Origin of the sequence: Gracilibacillus saliphilus, assembly GCF_010994085.1 — a bacterium.
Classification (GTDB): Bacteria; Bacillota; Bacilli; order Bacillales; family Amphibacillaceae; genus Gracilibacillus; species Gracilibacillus lacisalsi.
The window spans coordinates 685161-704004 of record NZ_WJEB01000001.1; the positions used below are offsets into that span (position 1 = coordinate 685161).

The 18844-nt window shown below is 36.9% G+C and carries 18 protein-coding genes; 17 read left to right on the forward strand and 1 reads right to left on the reverse strand.

Features of this window, described 5'->3' with window-relative positions; genetic code table 11:
• Positions 1-89 precede the first annotated feature (89 nt).
• The 14 genes from GHT08_RS03315 (at position 90) to spoVM (ending at position 13285) form a co-directional block, all read left to right on the forward strand.
• Positions 90-968 (forward strand): YicC/YloC family endoribonuclease, encoded by an 879-nt coding sequence (locus GHT08_RS03315; RefSeq protein WP_163579765.1) that lies wholly within the window; start codon positions 90-92, stop codon positions 966-968.
• A 32-nt stretch (positions 969-1000) separates the two neighbouring features.
• Positions 1001-1261, forward strand: coding sequence for an extracellular matrix/biofilm regulator RemA (gene remA / locus GHT08_RS03320; RefSeq protein WP_018932726.1), 261 nt, complete (start codon positions 1001-1003; stop codon positions 1259-1261).
• Positions 1262-1275: 14 nt separating this feature from the next.
• Positions 1276-1896 carry a guanylate kinase gene (gene gmk / locus GHT08_RS03325; protein ID WP_163579767.1) on the forward strand — a complete coding sequence of 207 codons (621 nt, stop codon included), beginning with the start codon at positions 1276-1278 and terminating at the stop codon, positions 1894-1896.
• Positions 1893-2108: a DNA-directed RNA polymerase subunit omega gene (gene rpoZ, locus GHT08_RS03330; RefSeq protein WP_018932724.1), complete on the forward strand. Its 216-nt coding sequence runs from the start codon at positions 1893-1895 to the stop codon at positions 2106-2108. The genes gmk and rpoZ overlap by 4 nt, the downstream gene beginning before the upstream one ends.
• A gap of 82 nt (positions 2109-2190) precedes the next feature.
• Complete coding sequence (coaBC, locus tag GHT08_RS03335; protein ID WP_163579769.1) at positions 2191-3390, forward strand: bifunctional phosphopantothenoylcysteine decarboxylase/phosphopantothenate--cysteine ligase CoaBC; 1200 nt, start codon at positions 2191-2193, stop codon at positions 3388-3390.
• A 2-nt stretch (positions 3391-3392) separates the two neighbouring features.
• Complete coding sequence (gene priA / locus GHT08_RS03340; RefSeq protein ID WP_163579770.1) at positions 3393-5801, forward strand: primosomal protein N'; 2409 nt, start codon at positions 3393-3395, stop codon at positions 5799-5801.
• Positions 5802-5815: 14 nt separating this feature from the next.
• Complete coding sequence (gene fmt, locus GHT08_RS03345) at positions 5816-6754, forward strand: methionyl-tRNA formyltransferase (protein ID WP_163579772.1); 939 nt, start codon at positions 5816-5818, stop codon at positions 6752-6754.
• Positions 6751-8109, forward strand: coding sequence for a 16S rRNA (cytosine(967)-C(5))-methyltransferase RsmB (rsmB, locus tag GHT08_RS03350; RefSeq protein WP_163579774.1), 1359 nt, complete (start codon positions 6751-6753; stop codon positions 8107-8109). The genes fmt and rsmB overlap by 4 nt, the downstream gene beginning before the upstream one ends.
• 20 nt (positions 8110-8129) lie before the next feature.
• On the forward strand, positions 8130-8879 hold the full coding sequence (locus GHT08_RS03355) for a Stp1/IreP family PP2C-type Ser/Thr phosphatase (RefSeq protein WP_163579776.1): 750 nt from the start codon (positions 8130-8132) through the stop codon (positions 8877-8879).
• Positions 8873-10861, forward strand: a complete 1989-nt coding sequence (gene pknB / locus GHT08_RS03360) for a Stk1 family PASTA domain-containing Ser/Thr kinase (protein WP_163579778.1) — start codon at positions 8873-8875, stop codon at positions 10859-10861. Before GHT08_RS03355 ends, pknB begins: the two co-directional genes overlap by 7 nt.
• Positions 10862-11743 (forward strand): ribosome small subunit-dependent GTPase A, encoded by an 882-nt coding sequence (rsgA, locus tag GHT08_RS03365; protein WP_163579780.1) that lies wholly within the window; start codon positions 10862-10864, stop codon positions 11741-11743.
• Between the two features lies 1 nt (position 11744).
• Entirely contained in the window at positions 11745-12392 is a 648-nt protein-coding gene (gene rpe / locus GHT08_RS03370; protein ID WP_163579782.1) for a ribulose-phosphate 3-epimerase, read from the forward strand.
• Between the two features lie 44 nt (positions 12393-12436).
• On the forward strand, positions 12437-13075 hold the full coding sequence (locus GHT08_RS03375; RefSeq protein ID WP_163579783.1) for a thiamine diphosphokinase: 639 nt from the start codon (positions 12437-12439) through the stop codon (positions 13073-13075).
• A 132-nt stretch (positions 13076-13207) separates the two neighbouring features.
• A complete protein-coding gene (gene spoVM, locus GHT08_RS03380; protein WP_100362494.1) occupies positions 13208-13285 on the forward strand; it encodes a stage V sporulation protein SpoVM in 78 nt (25 codons plus the stop codon).
• A gap of 65 nt (positions 13286-13350) precedes the next feature.
• On the opposite strand, the gene rpmB is transcribed toward spoVM, so the two are convergent.
• Complete coding sequence (gene rpmB / locus GHT08_RS03385) at positions 13351-13539, reverse strand: 50S ribosomal protein L28 (protein WP_163579785.1); 189 nt, start codon at positions 13537-13539, stop codon at positions 13351-13353.
• 437 nt (positions 13540-13976) lie between these two features.
• On the opposite strand from rpmB, the gene GHT08_RS03390 reads away from it, so the two are divergent.
• The 3 genes from GHT08_RS03390 to recG all read left to right on the forward strand — a co-directional run bounded on the left by GHT08_RS03390 (position 13977) and on the right by recG (position 18758).
• The gene (locus GHT08_RS03390; RefSeq protein ID WP_163579788.1) at positions 13977-14339 is read left to right on the forward strand and encodes an Asp23/Gls24 family envelope stress response protein; all 363 of its coding nucleotides are present in this window, start codon (positions 13977-13979) and stop codon (positions 14337-14339) included.
• 68 nt (positions 14340-14407) lie between these two features.
• Positions 14408-16072, forward strand: a complete 1665-nt coding sequence (locus tag GHT08_RS03395; protein ID WP_163579790.1) for a DAK2 domain-containing protein — start codon at positions 14408-14410, stop codon at positions 16070-16072.
• Between the two features lie 652 nt (positions 16073-16724).
• Complete coding sequence (recG, locus tag GHT08_RS03400) at positions 16725-18758, forward strand: ATP-dependent DNA helicase RecG (RefSeq protein ID WP_163579793.1); 2034 nt, start codon at positions 16725-16727, stop codon at positions 18756-18758.
• The last annotated feature ends 86 nt before the right edge of the window (positions 18759-18844 follow it).

The window sequence follows — 18844 nt, forward strand, 5'->3', positions numbered from 1 at the left end:
AGAATTATTTGTCTATTGAATAGAATTTTTGATATGATGATTATGGTTAGAAACTAGTGTTTATACTGTAAATGGAAGGGATATGAAATATGTTAAGCATGACTGGTTTTGGCAGAGAAGAGTTTCGGAATGAACAATTGGAGATTAATGCAGAAATTAAAGCGGTTAACCATCGTTATCTCGACATTACTTTTCATATGCCTCATTTTTTATTAGCTATTGAAGATCAATTGAAAAAAATCATTCAAAATAAGATGAAACGGGGAAAAATCAACGTTTCTATACATATTTCCGGTACCTATACCCACCGTAAACAATTAAAGACAGATTGGGACTTAGTGGATCAATACGTTGATCATGTAAAACAATTACAAACAAAATACCAATTGGCAGGAGAAATCTCAGTGGAAATGATCAGTCAGTTTCCCGATATATTTCACATTGAAGAAAAGGAAGAAATAAGCTCTGACACAGAAACACATGTGAAAAAAACATTAGAAAAAGCGGTCACTAAAGTAAATCAAATGCGAACAACCGAGGGAGCTGAGTTAAGAAAAGATCTCTTGATGAGAACAGAAAATATACTTCATAATATAAAACAGTTGGGTGAAAGACGAAAAATTGTTATAATAGAGTATCAAGAGCGAATACTTGAGCGTATTAACAGATATCTTGAAGATACGCCTGTTTCCGAAGATTCGAGACTCTATCAGGAAGTTGCGTTGCTTGCAGAAAAAGGCGACATTTCTGAAGAGTTAACGAGAATAAAAAGTCATATTAAGCAATTTCAGCAAATGATGGAGGAGACTGATCCGATTGGTAGAAAATTAGATTTTATTGTTCAAGAATTAAACAGAGAGTTAAATACAATAGGTTCTAAGTCAAATGACGTGTGGATCAGTGAGCAAATTGTTTATTTAAAAAGTGAAGCAGAAAAAATGAAAGAACAAATACAAAATGTAGAATAAGTTGTTCTTTACAATTTAAGGGGGAGCTCGAGATGAGTTTGAAGTTAATTAATATAGGTTTTGGAAACGTGGTGTCTGCAAATAGAATCATTTCCATTGTGTCACCAGAATCTGCTCCAATCAAACGTATTATTACGGTTGCAAGAGATAATAATAAACTGGTAGACGCTACATATGGCAGAAGAACAAGAGCGGTTATCATTACAGATAGTGACCATGTAGTGTTGTCAGCTGTTCAACCAGAAACTGTCGGCCAAAGAGTGATTAGTCATGACGAAATAAATGAAGAGTAGTAGGAGGAGCTATGTTGATAGATGAGAAAGGAATACTGTTTATTCTATCTGGACCATCTGGAGTAGGAAAAGGAACAGTACGAAAAGCGTTATTTGAACAAGACACGAATTTAAAATATTCTATCTCTATGACAACAAGAGCGATGCGTGAAGGAGAACAAGAAGGTGTCGATTATTTTTATCGAACACGTGAGCAGTTTGAACAAATGATAGATGAGAAAAAAATGTTAGAATATGCCGAGTATGTTGGCAACTATTACGGCACACCAAAACAATATGTTGAAGATACAATTGAGAAAGGCCATGATGTCTTTCTTGAAATTGAAGTTCAAGGTGCATTACAAGTGAAAGAAAACTTCCCACAAGGTGTCTTTATCTTTTTAATACCACCTAGTCTGGAAGAATTAAAAAATCGAATTATTGACCGTGGTACGGAAACAGAAGCCCTTATCATGAACCGGTTGAAAGAAGCACGAAATGAAATTGAAATGATGGATAAATATGATTATGTTGTGGTAAATGATAATATAAATGAAGCTGTCAGAAAAGTTCGTGCAATTGTACAAAGTGAACATTGTAAACGCGAAAGAGTGGCAAAACAATACAAAGCATTATTGGAGGTAGATGAAAAATGATTTTGGAGCCATCGATTGATAAATTACAAACAAAAATTAATTCCAAATACACATTAGTAACACTTGCTGCCAAAAGAGCACGACAAATTCAAGATACGAAGATGCACCAGGTAGAAACTCCTAGAGCAGCAACTTTCGTAGGGCTTGCTTTGGAGGAAATCTTAGAGGAGAAATTAACAGTAGATCCTGAGTATAAAATGATCAATGAATAATATCGATGTTGAATAGAAGAGACTCCCTCGCATTGCTTCTGCTTGCGGGGGTTTCTTCTATATCAGGAAAGGGGTTACCGATATGTTAAACGGAAAGAAAGTGGTTTTAGGAGTCTCTGGTGGCATTGCTGTATATAAAGCAGTTGCATTAACTAGTAAATTAACACAGGCTGGGGCAGATGTGAGAGTAATGATGACGGAACATGCAACTGAATTTGTGACACCTCTTACTTTTCAAGCGATATCAAGAAATCCTGTTTATACAGATACATTTGATGAAAAAGATCCTGCGAAAATAGCACATATCGATTTGGCAGATTGGGCTGATTTTGTGTTGTTAGCTCCTGCTACGGCAAATATCTTAGGCAAAATAGCAAACGGGATTGCGGATGATATGTTAACCACTACTCTTTTAGCTACACAAGCACCTGTTTATGTCGCACCAGCCATGAATGTTCATATGTATCAGCACCCAGCTGTGATACAGAATCTGCATACACTGGAGAACTGGGGTTACCGCTTTATCGAACCAGGTGATGGCTATCTCGCATGTGGTTATATTGGAAAAGGTCGATTGGAAGAACCGGAAAACATCGTCGAACTATTAGAAATGGACACAAATCGAACAAATAACTGGATGGGAAAGAAAGTATTAATTACAGCGGGTCCAACTCGAGAAGCTTTAGATCCGGTTCGTTTTTTCACCAATTATTCTTCTGGAAAAATGGGATATGCATTAGCACAAGCAGCTATGGAAAACGGGGCGGAAGTCATTTTAATAACAGGACCCACAACATTAACCCCTCCGGTAAACGTCACAACGATTGAAGTAACAAGTGCGGATGAAATGTTTGAACAAGTGAAAAGGCACTATGAGAATATGGATATTATTATTAAGGCAGCTGCAGTAGCAGATTACCGTCCAGCATTAAGAAACAAACACAAGATGAAAAAGCAAGAAGGGCCATTGACACTGGAAATGGAACGGACCATGGATATTCTACATTATCTTGGGCAACACAAAACAAAGCAATTTATTGTTGGATTTGCTGCAGAAACACAAGATATTGAGAGGTACGGAAGGAAAAAGCTTGAGAAGAAAAATCTAGATGCCATTGTACTCAACGATATTAGTCGTAAAGATATCGGGTTTGTCTCTGATCGAAATGAAGTTTTATTTATGACGAGAGATGGGAAAGAACAGGCAATTGAACAAGACAGCAAAAAAAACATTGCCAAACAGATTATTCAACTAATAGATTCTGAACTAAGGAAGGTTTAAGTATGCGAGTAGCAAAAGTTATTGTGGATGTCCCCTCAAACCAGACAAATCATACGTTTGATTATTTGATACCAGAAAAGCTAGAGAATCTCGTGCAAAAAGGTATGCGTGTATCACTTCCATTTGGGCCAAGAAAAATAATGGGGTTTGTATTAGACGTTGTTGATCACTCTGATTTGGATAAACTCAAATTTATTGATGAAGTGATGGATCTTACACCGGTCTTAACAGAGGAGTTATTGCAACTAGGCAAATGGATTAGCGAGCAAACGGTTAGCTTCTATATCCAAACATTTCAGGCGATGTTACCGCAGATATTAAAGGCAAAATACAAAAAGGAAATTGAGGCATTAACAGATTACGATTTACCAGATGAATTACAAAAGCTTTTTGCAGGAAGAGTCGTTCTTGATTACGATGAATTTATCGAAAAAAATGGTAACTATAATCTATTATTAAAAGAGGTACGCAACGGACATGTGCAAATCAATTATATCGTTAAATCTAAAGAAACGAAGAAAACAAAACTGTTTATTGCACCAGATAAAGAGACATACTTATTAGAGGAAGCATTAGAAGATATATCGAACCGGGCGAAAAAACAAAAACAGATCATTGATTACTTTATTCAACATCCTGATCCGATCGAACAAAAAGTACTCTTAACTAATTTTAAAACGACTACAGCTACCATTAATCAATTAGTCGAAAAGAAGCTCTTAAAGAAGATAGAAAAAAAGGTTTATCGCGATCCCTATCAAGGCAACGATTTTGAAAGAACACAACCATTACCATTAAGTAAGCAACAACAACAAGCGATCGAACCAATTTGGCAAGCAATTGAAGAGAAACAGGATCAAGTCTTTCTATTACATGGTGTAACAGGTAGCGGAAAAACAGAAGTGTATTTACAAGCGATCGCAAAAGTGTTAAATCAAGGAAAAGAAGCCATTGTATTGGTTCCTGAAATTGCACTTACACCACAGATGGTGCAACGTTTTAAAGGTAGATTCGGATCGGAAGTGGCGGTTTTACATAGTGCATTATCACCAGGAGAGAAATTTGATGAGTGGACAAAGATTCATAAACAAGAAGTGAAAGTTGTTGTGGGAGCAAGATCGGCAATCTTTGCACCATTTGAGAATATTGGGATTATCATCATTGATGAAGAACATGAAACCAGTTATAAGCAAGATGAACAACCAAGATATCACGCACGAGAAGTTGCTAAAAAACGAGGTGCCTATCATAAATGTCCTGTAGTCTTAGGGAGTGCGACACCAATGTTAGAATCGTATGCTAGAGCAAAAAAAGGTGTTTATCACTTATTAGAAATGCCTGATCGTATGAATGAAGGAACGATGCCTCCTGTCGATATAGTCGATATGCGTGACGAATTATATGCAGGCAATCGCACCATGTTTTCACGAAAATTGCTTGATGCGATAAAAGAAAGGATCGATCAGAATCAGCAAGTTGTTTTATTTTTAAATAGAAGAGGATATTCAACTTTTGTGATGTGTCGTGAATGTGGAGATGTGATGAAATGTCCGAATTGTGATATTGCCTTAACGTTTCATAAAAGTTCTCGCCAATTAAAATGCCATTATTGTGATCATCAAATACCTATGGTGAAAGAATGTGGAACATGTGGAAGTAAAACCATTCGTTATTTTGGAACAGGAACGCAAAAAGTCGAGGAAGCCTTAAAAGAACATATTCCAGAGGCTAGTGTCATTCGGATGGATGTTGACACAACGAGACGAAAGGGATCACATAAAAAGCTGTTAGAGCAATTTGGAAATGGACAAGCCAATATTTTATTGGGTACTCAAATGATTGCTAAAGGACTAGACTTTGAAAATGTAACGCTTGTGGGTGTTTTAGCAGTAGATGCGATGTTGCATTTGCCGGATTTCAGGTCTGCTGAAAAAACATTCCAACTGATGACACAAGTGAGTGGACGGGCAGGGAGACATCGTTTACCTGGGGAAGTTATTATTCAAACCTATACACCTGAACATTACAGTGTACAGTTAGCTAGTCAATATGATTATGAACAGTTCTTTTTGCAAGAAATGGAAATGCGTAAAAGCTTTCATTATCCCCCTTATTATTTTTTGACATTAATTACAGTTTCACATCCAAATCAATGGAAGGCACAAGAAGTAACCAAAACAATTTGTAAGCTGTTATATAAATATTTGTCAGATCATGCCACTATTTTAGGACCTACTCCTTCACCAATGGTTCGTATAAATAATAGATATCGCTACCAGTGCATGGTAAAATATAAGGATGAACCGAATCAAAGAGAAATTATTCGCAAAATACAAGAACATTATTATGATGATATTCAACGACATGATTTAACGATACAAGTCGATTTTGAACCATATTCATTAATGTAAGAGGAGTTTTTTAAATGAAGAAAATCATTTTTATGGGAACGCCAGATTTTGCTGTGCCAGTTTTAGAAGGATTGATTAAGGAAGACTTCCACATTGATTTAGTCGTAACACAGCCTGATCGCCCTCGTGGAAGAAAAAAAATCCTGACACCTCCACCAGTGAAAGTGGCAGCAGAAAAGCATGGTATTCCAGTATTTCAACCGGAAAAAATAAAAGACGACTATGAAGAAATTAAGAAGAGAAATCCTGATCTTATTGTTACAGCTGCATTTGGTCAATTACTTCCAAAAGGGTTATTAGAAATCCCGAAGTTTGGTTGTGTTAATGTTCATGCGTCATTATTACCGAAGTTAAGGGGTGGTGCACCGATTCATTATGCGATTCTCGAGGGGCATGATAAAACGGGAATCTCGATTATGTATATGGCAGAAAAATTAGATGCTGGTGATGTCATTAGTCAGAAAGAAGTTACTATCGAAGACAATGATGATGTATCAACATTACATGACAAACTATCAGAATTGGGAGCAGATTTATTACTAGAAACGATTCCTTCGATATTTTCAGGGGAAGCTAATCGAAAGCCACAAGATGATAGCCAAGCAACATTTGCGCCAAATATTAGCCGTGATCAAGAAAAAATTGATTGGACGCAGCCACAACAAGATGTTTATAATCGTATTCGAGGATTACATCCTTGGCCGGTTGCATTTACGACCTGGAATGGCAAAGTATTGAAAGTTTATCAAGCAGCCAAGGTAAACAAAACAACTAATGAGCATGCTGGTAGCGTGATTGACATTAGTGAAGCTGGCCTTCTTGTTGCAACTGGTGATCACAAAGCAATACAATTAAAAGTAGTACAACCAGCAGGAAAGAAAAAAATGACGACAGCAGATTTTCTTAGAGGTGTAGGAAGCAATATGACAGTAGGAGAGAAACTAGGCGAATGACAAAACAACAATCATACAACATTAGGAACATAGCACTCGACCTTTTAATGCGCATAAGTGATCAAGGGGGATATAGTCACCTAGTTATTGATCAAATGCTTAAAAAACACCAACTTGAACCTCGAGACGGAGGTTTACTTACAGAAATCGTCTACGGTACACTGCAAAGAAAGCTAACACTTGAATATGACTTGAACACGTTTATTAAATCGAACAAAAAGATCGATACATGGGTGAAATGGTTACTCTATTTATCTTTCTACCAAATGAAGTATTTGGACAAAGTACCAGACCATGCTGTGATTCATGAGTCTGTTGAAATTGCTAAGCGAAAAGGACATAAAGGAATTGCCAACTTTGTAAATGGTATTTTACGCTCGGCACAACGGGACGGTTTTCCTGATTATCAGCTTATAAATGATCCAGTGAAACGAGTCAGTATCGAAACAAGTCATCCACTCTGGTTGGTAAAGCGATGGAATCAGCAATACGGAATCGAAACTACCGAACAAATGTGTCAAACCAATATCACGCATAAACAAGTGTCTATTCGTGTCCAACCGCTTCGTATAACGAGGAGGCAATTACTTTCAAGGTTGGAAGATAGTCATATAGGGACGAGGTTGTCCAGTTTTTCAGAGCAAGGTTTAGTAATTGAAGAAGGTAATATTTTGAAGGATGAAACGTTTCAGGAAGCTTTATTTACCATTCAAGATGAAAGCTCTATGTTGGTAGCAGAATTGATGGACTTAAAAGAAGGAATGACCGTGCTTGATGCATGTAGTGCACCTGGAGGAAAAGCAACACATATCGCTGAAAAAATGAATGATAGCGGGACTGTATTGGCGTATGATTTGCACGCGAAAAAAGCAGAATTAGTCAACAAAAAAGCAAAAGAATTAGGGCTAACATCTATTCAAGCAGCGCAATCAGATGCACGAAAGCTACAAGAAAAGCATGTTAACCATACATTTGATCGAATTCTAATTGATGCACCTTGTTCAGGTCTTGGTGTACTTCGAAGTAAGCCTGATATAAAATATAATAAGACAAGTGAGGACATCAGGAAGCTAGCAACAATTCAAAAAGAAATTTTACACCATGTGGAACCATTATTAAAAAATGAAGGTAAACTGATGTATAGCACTTGTACCGTTGATCAAGAGGAAAATGAAGAAGTTATCAAGGATTTCCTCGCAAAACACCCAGCTTATCGAGTAGATACTGCGTTTTTTGCTGAACTTCCAGAAGTATTGCAGGACAGTAGTGGTCGTAGTGAATGGGGGATTCAGATTTTTCCTCAAGATATTAATAGTGATGGCTTTTTCATGACAAGACTAGTCAGGGATAGTTGACTGGGAGAAGAGGTGTTGAAATGAAATACGTATATCAATCCGATAAAGGTAAGGTCCGTAAATTAAATGAAGATGCTGTAGCTGTTTTCCCTAGTGAAAACGCAGTGCTTGCAGTGGTAGCTGATGGCATGGGCGGACATCAAGCGGGAGATGTGGCTAGTAAACTTACCATTGAAGAAATAGAAAAAATGTGGTCCGAACTGGATGTACCTTTGGAAAAGCTAGATTTGGAAAATTGGTTAGCAGATTCTATTAAGAAAGTAAATAACGTGGTATTTGAAAAAGCTCAGTCGGACACTTCTTGTCAAGGTATGGGAACTACCGTAGTGGTTGCAATTTGTACGGCACAAGAACTTGTGATTGGCCATATTGGGGATAGCCGTGCATACTTATTCAATCAATCAACTTGGAAACAAGTAACGGCTGATCATTCCTTAGTAGGTGAACTGGTCCGCACTGGCCAATTATCAGAAGAAGATGCGCAAGTACACCCAAAAAGGAATGTTATTCTAAAGGCTTTGGGTACAGAACCTGATTTAGAACCGGATATTTTTCGCGCTCAGTGGGATGAATATCAGCGATTATTAATTTGTTCCGATGGATTAACCAATAAAGTTACGGATGAGGAACTACATGAAATAATTATGCGAACAGAAGATGATAAGCTAAGTCAAACATTAATTGATTTGGCTAATGACCGCGGTGGAGAAGATAACATATCGCTAGCGGTTATTAAACAGCACGAAGAAGTTGGTGAGCCGCCATGTTAGAAGGAAAAGTGTTAAATGAACGATACGAAATCATTAAATTAATTGGTGGCGGTGGAATGGCCAATGTCTATCTGGGAAATGACACTATTCTGGAAAGACAGGTAGCGATTAAAGTATTACGTTTAGAATATGCCAATGATGATGAGTTTATTACAAGATTTCATCGGGAAGCACAAGCAGCTACGAGCTTATCACATCCAAATATCGTAAATATCTTTGATGTTGGGGAAGAAGATCAAATATATTATATGGTGATGGAATATGTGGATGGAATGACGTTAAAGCAATACATACAATTGCATGCACCGATAGAAGTAGAGGAAGTCATAGAAATTATGACGCAAATTACTTCTGCTATTTCACATGCACATGATAATGGTTTAATTCACCGTGATATTAAACCGCAAAATATATTAATTGACCCATATGGTCAAATCAAGGTAACTGATTTCGGAATTGCGATTGCATTAAGTGCAACTGCTTTGACACAAACCAATTCGATGTTAGGGTCCGTACATTATTTGTCACCAGAACAAGCACGAGGTGGCAAAGCTAATCGTAAATCAGATATATATTCCCTAGGAATTGTTTTATTTGAATTATTAACAGGTCAGTTGCCATTTTCAGGGCAATCAGCTGTTTCGATTGCACTTAAACATTTACAAACTGAAACACCGTCAGTCAAGGAATTTAATCCGAGAGTACCTCAATCTGTAGAAAATATTGTCTTAAAGTCAACAGCAAAAGATCCGTTTCACCGTTATCAGGAAGTTTTCGAAATGGAAGCTGAATTAACACATGCATTAGATCCGGACCAATTACATGTAGCTAAATACGAGACACCAGACACTGACGATACGATTACAAAGGCTATACCGATTGTGAAAGATGATGACATTGTAAAGAACAATGTGGTTGATGAAGAGACAACAATCGTTACGAATGGTACTAATAATGAAGAACAGGATAAACCGAAAGAAAAGAAAAAGAAAAAGCGTAAAAAAACGTTTATTTGGGTTACAAGCTTATTTGTGATCTTGTTCGGGGCAATTTTATTAGCATTGTTCGTGTTACCTAGTTTATTTCAACCGAAAGATGTACAAGTTCCGGATGTATCCGGATTAAGTTATGAAGAAGCACTTCAAGAATTAGAAGATTTAAAATTGAATGTGTTGAAGGAAGAAGAGCACGATGAAGAAGTAGAAGAAAACCACGTGATCGAAACTTATCCGCGTCCCAATGACACGGTTAAAGAAGGGAAAGATATAACGGTCTATGTCAGTTTAGGACCTGAGGCGGTTGTTGTCGATGATTATGTTGGCAAGGACTATGAACGTATTGAAGAATTTCTTCTTGAGGAAGGGTTTAATGATGTTAAGTTTTACGAGGAATTCTCGGATCGTCCAGTAGGCGAAATTATTGCTCAATATCAACCTTCACCAGGTGATGAAGTAGTGCCTCGAGATACAAATGTTATTTTTGAAATTAGTAAAGGCCCAGAAAAAATAACATTAAACAGATTGATCGGATTAGATGTGGATGAAGCAACGGATTATTTAAAAGACAGAGATCTTTCAGCTGATGTTAAAGAGGTACATCATGATGAAGTGGAAGAAGGTCATGTCATTGAGCAGAACCCATCTGCAAATGAAGAGATTGAAAAGGGCGAAGTTGTTGAGCTAACAGTATCCAAAGGGCCTGAGCCAAAAGAACCTATAACGCATACGGAATCCTTTACCGTACCATATACTGGTGATGAGGAAACAGATGAACCTGAGCCTCAAGAGATCAGTATTTATGTAGGGGATATGAATAACGAGATTTCAGATCTATATCAAGATGTCGAAATGATTACAGAAGATAAAACATTTACGATTGAATTAACGATTGAACCTGATGACGAAGGGACGTATAAAGTGATTAAAGACGACGAAATCATCATAGAAAAAACATTAACATATGAAGATGTAGAGGGTGAGTAAATGCCAAAAGGTAAAATTGTCAAGGCATTGAGTGGTTTTTATTATGTGCAATATGAAGGCGGTCTTGTCCAATGCCGGGGAAGAGGGGTTTTTCGCCAAAAAAAGATTACCCCTCTTGTTGGTGACTTTGTCGAATTTGAATACCGCGATAAAAAAGAGGGCTATATTCTTTCTATCGATGGACGTGACAATCAATTAACACGTCCACCGGTAGCCAATGTGGATCAAGCTATTATTGTCACATCTGTTAAAGAGCCGGATTTAAGTCTTAACCTTTTAGATAAATTTCTCGTATTGGTTGAGTCCAAAATGATCAGACCATTATTGTTTTTTACTAAGATGGATTTACTTACGGAACAAGAATCAGTGCTTATTAAAGATAAGCTCGCTTATTATAAAAAGATCGGTTATACAGTGGAGTTTCTCTCTACGAAAGATAAGGAAGTAAACCAACAATTATCTGTGTACCTAAAAAATAAAGTTTCTGTTTTTGCCGGGCAATCTGGAGTCGGAAAAACATCACTTCTGAATCGAATTATACCTGGTCTACAATTAGAAACAGATAACATATCAGAAAGTTTAGGCAGAGGTAAGCATACAACTCGACATGTAGAACTTATCCCATTTGAACAAGGGTTAATTGCGGATACACCTGGGTTCAGCGCCTTAGATTTTAAAGAAATTGTGTTAGAAGAATTACCAGGCTGTTTTCCGGAGTTCGTTGATTTACAAGATCAGTGTAAATTTAGAGGGTGTATGCATATTAAAGAGCCTAAATGTGCAGTAAAAGCAGCTTTAGATCAACAAGAAATCTTAGAAGGTCGTTATCAAAACTATTTGCAATTTGTAGAAGAAATTAAAAATAGAAAGCCGAGGTATTAACATGAGTACGAAAATAGCACCATCGATTTTATCAGCTGATTTCTCCAGTTTAAGAGAAGAAATGGAAGATGTATTAAAAGGAGGTGCAGACTATATACATGTTGATGTGATGGATGGACATTTTGTACCAAACATTACAATAGGACCAGTAGTTTTATCTGCTATTCGACCTGTAACAGATGCAACCCTTGATGTACATCTCATGATTGAAAATCCAGATCGCTACATTCAAGACTTTATTGATGCTGGTGCAGATATCTTAACCGTTCATGTTGAAGCCTGTACCCACTTACATCGAACTATACATATGATCAAAGATGCAGGTGTTAAACCTGGGGTTGTTATTAATCCAGCAACACCAGTGGAAATGATTAAACCGATTATTAAAGATGTCGAACTTGTTCTGTTTATGACAGTTAACCCTGGTTTCGGTGGTCAAACATTTATCCCGGAAGTGTTAGATAAAGTAAGACAAGCTGTACAATGGCGTGAAGAATTAGATTTATCATTTGAAATTGAAGTAGATGGAGGAGTAAACGAAGAAACAGCAAAACAATGTGTCGAAGCAGGTGTAGATGTTCTAGTAGCTGGAAGTGCAATATTTAATGAAAAAGATCGGGCGTTAGCTATTCAAAAAATTAGAAATTAAACCTCTTTGATGTTGATTATTTTAATGAGGAAGGGGTGTTTGACGTGAATATCGGAATCGTCGCAGGAGGGCCTGAAAAAGCACTTGCCTCTTTACTTTACTATCGGGATGATATCGATATTTGGATAGGTGCAGACTTAGGTGCTTCTTATCTTTTAAGGAAGCAATTACCTATTGATATTGCAATAGGAGATTTTGATTCACTTGATAACGAAGAAAAACTAGTCATTAAAAAGCAGGCAAATATCTTTCGTGAATTTCCTCCGGAAAAAAATGAAACAGACTTAGAATTAGCAGTAGAAGCAGCTCTTTCCTATCAGCCTGCTTCCATTTTTTTGTTTGGTGTTACTGCTGGCAGGCTGGACCATGAATTAGCGAATATTCAGCTGCTTTATCGTCTATTAGAAAAAAACGTTAGTGCCAAAATAATTGATCGCAAAAATATCTTATCTATTTATAAGCCAGGTCATTACAGTATCCAGGCGAATAGTTCTGAACTAATATCATTTATACCACTAACCCCTACTGTTAAGGGGCTGACCTTAGATGGATTCTATTATCCGTTAGATGATTATACAGTTACATGGGGGAGTACTCGTTGTATATCAAATCAATTAATTAAGGAACAAGGTACTTTTTTCTTTAATGATGGCATATTAATAATGATAAAGAGTACGGAGTAGAATTCCGTAAAATCTTATGAAAATATGGAAAGGTATGCAATTATAGTCATGTATCCTCATAAGCTGTAAAAGAATCAGATGTTGTAATGATAATGATGAGGTTATGTCTTCATGGTGAAGAGGAGGGGTATGATGAAATTTTATACAATTAAGCTCCCGCGGTTTATTGGTGGTTTCATTCGGGCATTGTTAGGTTCAGGGAAGAAATAAATAGAAAAGGCTCCTTGTATACAGGAGCCTTTTCTATTCTCTTCTTTTAAGAGTTGATTATAAAATTAAACGCGTTCTACTTTGCCAGATTTAAGCGCGCGAGCAGAAACATACACACGTTTTGGTTTGCCGTCAACCATGATTCTAACTTTTTGTACGTTTGCTTTCCAGTTACGCTTATTTGCATTCATAGCGTGTGAACGCTTATTTCCTGAAGTCGTTTTACGACCAGTTACTGCACATTTACGTCCCATAATTTCGTTCCCTCCTACCTAACTCAATCCATACTTATATAATTTATCATAGTTTTTATGATTTTGCAATTTCAAATTAGAAAAGTATTTACGAATTAATGATAGAGAGGGTTGCGTAAGTTTCGATAGAGTCAGACTGTTTTTATAGAGGTGTACAAAGCATTTCTTATAATTGCTTGACATAGACGTGATTTTCATACATTCTATAATGGAATACCCTTATTTTCTCTGGCGCTGTAGGAACTATAAAATTTTAGCAGTGAAGTGACTCGACGTAGTGAAACTTTAGAACCTACATATTATAAAATAATCAAAGACTACGCTAGTAACTTGGTAATAAGCCATTTTTTCTAATAATCAAATGAAAACTCAACTATAAAATGGTGTAGACGCTGATGGAACTTTTTCTTTTATTTATTTAAGAAGGAGGATAAAATATGTCAATAGAACTAAAAACAGAAGATGGTCATGTAACGATTACTAATGAAGTAATAGCAACTATCGCTGGTGGTGCTGCCATCGAATGTTATGGTATTGTTGGTATGGCATCGAAAAAACAACTACGTGATGGTATTGCAGAAATTTTGAGAAAAGAAAACTTTGCCAAAGGTGTTGTCGTTCGACAAGATGATGAAGATGTGCACATTGATATGTATATCATTGTAAGCTATGGTACAAAAATATCTGAAGTTGCACATAACGTCCAATCACAAGTGAAATATAATCTTGAAAAAACACTCGGTTTAAAAATTAAGTCAATCAATATTTATATTCAAGGCGTACGTGTGATTCAAGATTAATTACGATTATCTACTATACATGCAAAATTCGTTATTCCGGAAAAAGGAGCAGAGGGAGGAACACGCAAGTGACGCAAAAAAATATAGATGGAGCATTGTTTGCCAATATGGTGTTAGCTGGTGCGCATAGTTTAGCAAATAATGCTGAGAAAATAGATGCATTAAATGTCTTTCCAGTACCTGATGGCGACACTGGAACAAATATGAATTTATCCATTACCTCAGGGGCAAATGAGGTGAAAAAAGCAAACCATGAAAGTGTCTCAGTAGTAGCTAATGCATTTGCCAAAGGATTACTAATGGGTGCTAGAGGTAATTCAGGAGTTATCTTATCTCAATTATTCAGAGGTTTTGCTAAAGGATTAGAAGGAACAGATAAGTTAGATATTGAAAGTTTTGTTACAGCGCTTGATAGTGGTGTAAATACTGCCTATAAAGCAGTAATGAAACCGGTAGAGGGAACGATTCTTACTGTTGCAAAAGACACAGCTGTTGAAGCAAAAAAAATCGCAGAAGCAGAACAGGATATTGTTGCATTTATGGAGCAAGTTGTTCAAGCTGCTAAACAATCTTTGAAGAGAACTCCTGAACTTTTACCAGTACTAAAAGAAGTAGGAGTAGTAGACAGTGGTGGACAAGGATTAGTCGTTATTTATGAAGGGTTTTTAGCTGCGTTAAAAGGTGAAGAAGTTCCGGAATCTTCCCAGGATGACACAATGGATTTAGATGACCTTGTCAGTGCGGAGCATCACAAACTAGCGCAAGACTATATGACTACTGACGAAATAGAGTATGGTTATTGTACAGAATTTATGGTTCGCTTTGAAGACGATAAATTAAAAGATCATCCATATGATGAAGCTGCTTTTAGAGAAGAATTAAGTGAGCACGGTGATTCATTATTAGTTGTATCAGACGACGAAATCGTCAAAGTTCATATTCATGCAGAATACCCTGGTGATGTTTTCAATTTAGGACAACGATTTGGCAGCTTTATTCATTTAAAAGCAGAGAATATGAGAGAGCAACATTCCAATATTGTTGATCAGAAAGAAGAGAAGCCTAAAGCAAAGCAGCCTTTCGGTGTAGTAACAGTTGCAATGGGAGATGGCTTAACAGAGTTATTTAAAAGCTTAGGAGCAACAGTTGTGATTCAAGGTGGGCAAACGATGAATCCAAGTACACAGGATTTAACGAATGCTATTGAAGAGGCAAATGCTGAAAATGTTATTATATTGCCTAATAATAAAAATATTGTGATGGCAGCTGAACAAGCTGCAGAACTAGCGGAAGTTAATGTAGCAGTAGTGCCAACGAAAACAATCCCACAAGGTATGTCAGCTATGTTAATGTATAACCCTGAAGTTAGTTTAGCTGACAATAAAGAAAACATGACAGATGCAAGCCAGGAAGTGAAAACTGGTCAGGTTACCTATGCCGTACGTGATACACAGATAGAAGGCATGACGATTGAAAATGGTCATTATATGGGGCTTGCGGATGGAAAAATTAAAGTAACGAATGCTGATCAAATGACAGTTATTAAGGAATTGTTAACTGAAATGATTGAAACAGACGAAGATGAGATTGTTACTGTAATTCGAGGAGAAGAAACAACTGATCAAGAAGAAAACGAAATTATTGCATTTATAGAGGATAATTTTGAAGATATAGAAGTGGAAGTTCATCAAGGGAACCAACCGATCTACTCTTATATATTTTCTATCGAATAAAACCAAAAGCTCTATCCAAGGCGATAGAGCTTTTTATCCAATTAGAGCACAAAATCATAAACTGCGCAGTAACATGACAAGAATTTGCTCTCTTCCTGTACTGCATTTTGATGAGTTCTTACATGCGCTCCGGCAAGATACTTCGCTTTCCACGGGCACGGCCATAGCCAGGGAACTACTTGGAATTATCTTCTTTGCTCCCTTGCACCGAGGAAGCCACTTCGAAGCGTTACTAGAAGACGCAGGTGCATCACGGGGTCTTCGGCTCGCGCTGTTCCCGTAGGAGTCTACGTATCTTGCCTCCGCTTTGCGTAGTGTTCTGATTATTGAAAGAAGTAACACACGGGTACTGGTTCCCGAGTATTTCCTCTTATATAAGGTAGAATTATTTACACAGCGTAGGCAGAATACGGAGACTCCTGTGGGACAGCGAGAGCTGAAGATCCACTTTGCAAAGTGGTATTCTTTGCAAAGTTAGCTGAAGCCGATCCCACGGAAAGCGCAGTATTCTGCCGGAGCGGTATTCCAGTACTTCCTATGGAAAGAATGGAGGAAAGCCTCACTTCACAAAATTTTCATTACTTCGCAGTATATATCTACTGTGAACTTGGTGGATTGGATTACATATTTGAATTAAGAGAGTGTGAGTGAAATGAATAATATTTCTGTTCAAGAAGTGAAAGGTGTTGGGCCGAAGCTAGCCGAAACGCTCGAGCAAATTGGCATCTATACAATTGAAGATCTGCTATATTACTTTCCGAACCGATATGATCATTATGAGCAAAAACCACTTCACGAACTGATACATAATGAAAAAGTGACAATAGTTGGTGAAGTTATCCATGAGCCAACCGTACAATTTTATCAAAGAAAAAAATCCCGGATGGTTGTTTCTTTACGTGTTGATGGAGCAGTTGTAAAGGGTGTTCTCTTTAACCGTTCCTTTGCCAAAAAGCACTTTATTCCAGGTGAGGAAGTATCGGTAAATGGAAAATGGGATCAACACCGGTTGCAAATAACGATTGATAATTATAAAAAGGGCACAATAGACGGCTCAAATCCTATTACCCCGATTTACTCTTCCAAAGGAGACATTAAAAATGCTCAATTCCTAAAAATAATCGAGAGTGCATTGTCTACCTACCGTGATCAAATTATCGAAATTCTCCCGATTTCTTATTTAGATAAATACAAATTACCGAATCGGACCGATGGCTTGGAAAATATTCATTTCCCATCTTCATTCCAACAATTAAAGCACGCGAAGAGGCGGTTTATCTATGAAGAATTATTGCTGTTTCAAATAAAAATGCAGCTCTATCGAAAGAGAAATCGGGAAGCTACAAAAGGTAATGCAAAAGAGATCAACATGGAAAAAGTAAAACAATTGATTAAACAATTTCCTTTTGCTTTAACTTCTGCTCAGAAAAAAGCATTAGCAGAAATTTTTAAGGATCTGCAATCACCATACCGAATGAATCGATTATTACAGGGAGATGTAGGTTCAGGTAAGACTGCTGTTGCTGTTATAAGTCTTTATGGAGTTGTTAAAGCCGGAAAGCAAGTTGCTTTGATGGTACCAACAGAAATTTTAGCGGAACAACATGAAGAATCTTTAAAACACCTACTGCCAGGTGATGTTCGTGTACACAGATTAACTGGATCAATAAAGGGCAAAAAGCGAAAAGAAATGTTAACAGAAATTGAAAATGGATCATGTGATGTCGTAATCGGAACACACGCACTCATTCAGGATGATGTTAATTTTCAAAATTTAGGATATGTTATTATCGATGAACAACATCGATTTGGTGTGCAACAACGTAATACATTACGTGAAAAAGGGATTTTAGCAGATATTTTATTTATGACCGCAACACCTATCCCGAGAACGTTATCTATTACTGCATTTGGAGATATGGATGTTTCCAAAATAGATGAAATGCCTAAAGGCAGGAAGCCAATTGAAACATATTGGGTCAAGCATAACATGTTTGAAAGAACCGTTAATTTTGTTTATAAGGAAATAAAAAAAGGTAATCAAGCATATATTATTTGTCCGTTAATTGAAGAATCAGATAAATTAGATATTCAGAATGCCCTTGATCTATATCACCAACTTCAAGAAATCTTACAAGGCAAAGCCTCGGTAGGGCTTATGCACGGAAGATTAACTACAGAAGAAAAAGAACAAGTAATGAATGACTTTGCCGAAAATAAAATCCAAATATTAGTTTCTACAACAGTTGTAGAAGTAGGGGTCAATGTTCCGAACGCTACAGTTATGATGATTCAAGACGCAGATCGATTTGGTTTATCACAGTTACATCAATTAAGAGGACGTGTCGGAAGAGGCGATAAGCAAAGTTATTGTATTTTAGTAGCTGATCCTAAAGGTGAAACCGGGAAAGAACGTATGCGAATTATGACGGAAACAACTGATGGCTTTGTTTTAGCAGAACGAGATTTAGAACTTCGGGGACCTGGGGATATATTTGGTGTCAAACAAAGTGGACTACCAGAATTTAAATTAGCAGATTTGGTTCACGATTATCGTGCATTAGAAACAGCAAGGGCAGATGCTGTCGATATTGTCGAAAATGAATGGTGGAGGAAGGCCGAATTCCAAGCATTAATTAAGTATTTGCTTTCTCAAATTGAAATAGATCAGCAATTATTAAATTAGATTCACTTGCATAATTTTTAATGGTATTATATATTACTATTAGTACCTAGTCATAATTTTTTCGTTGGAATAAATGATGACTTGCA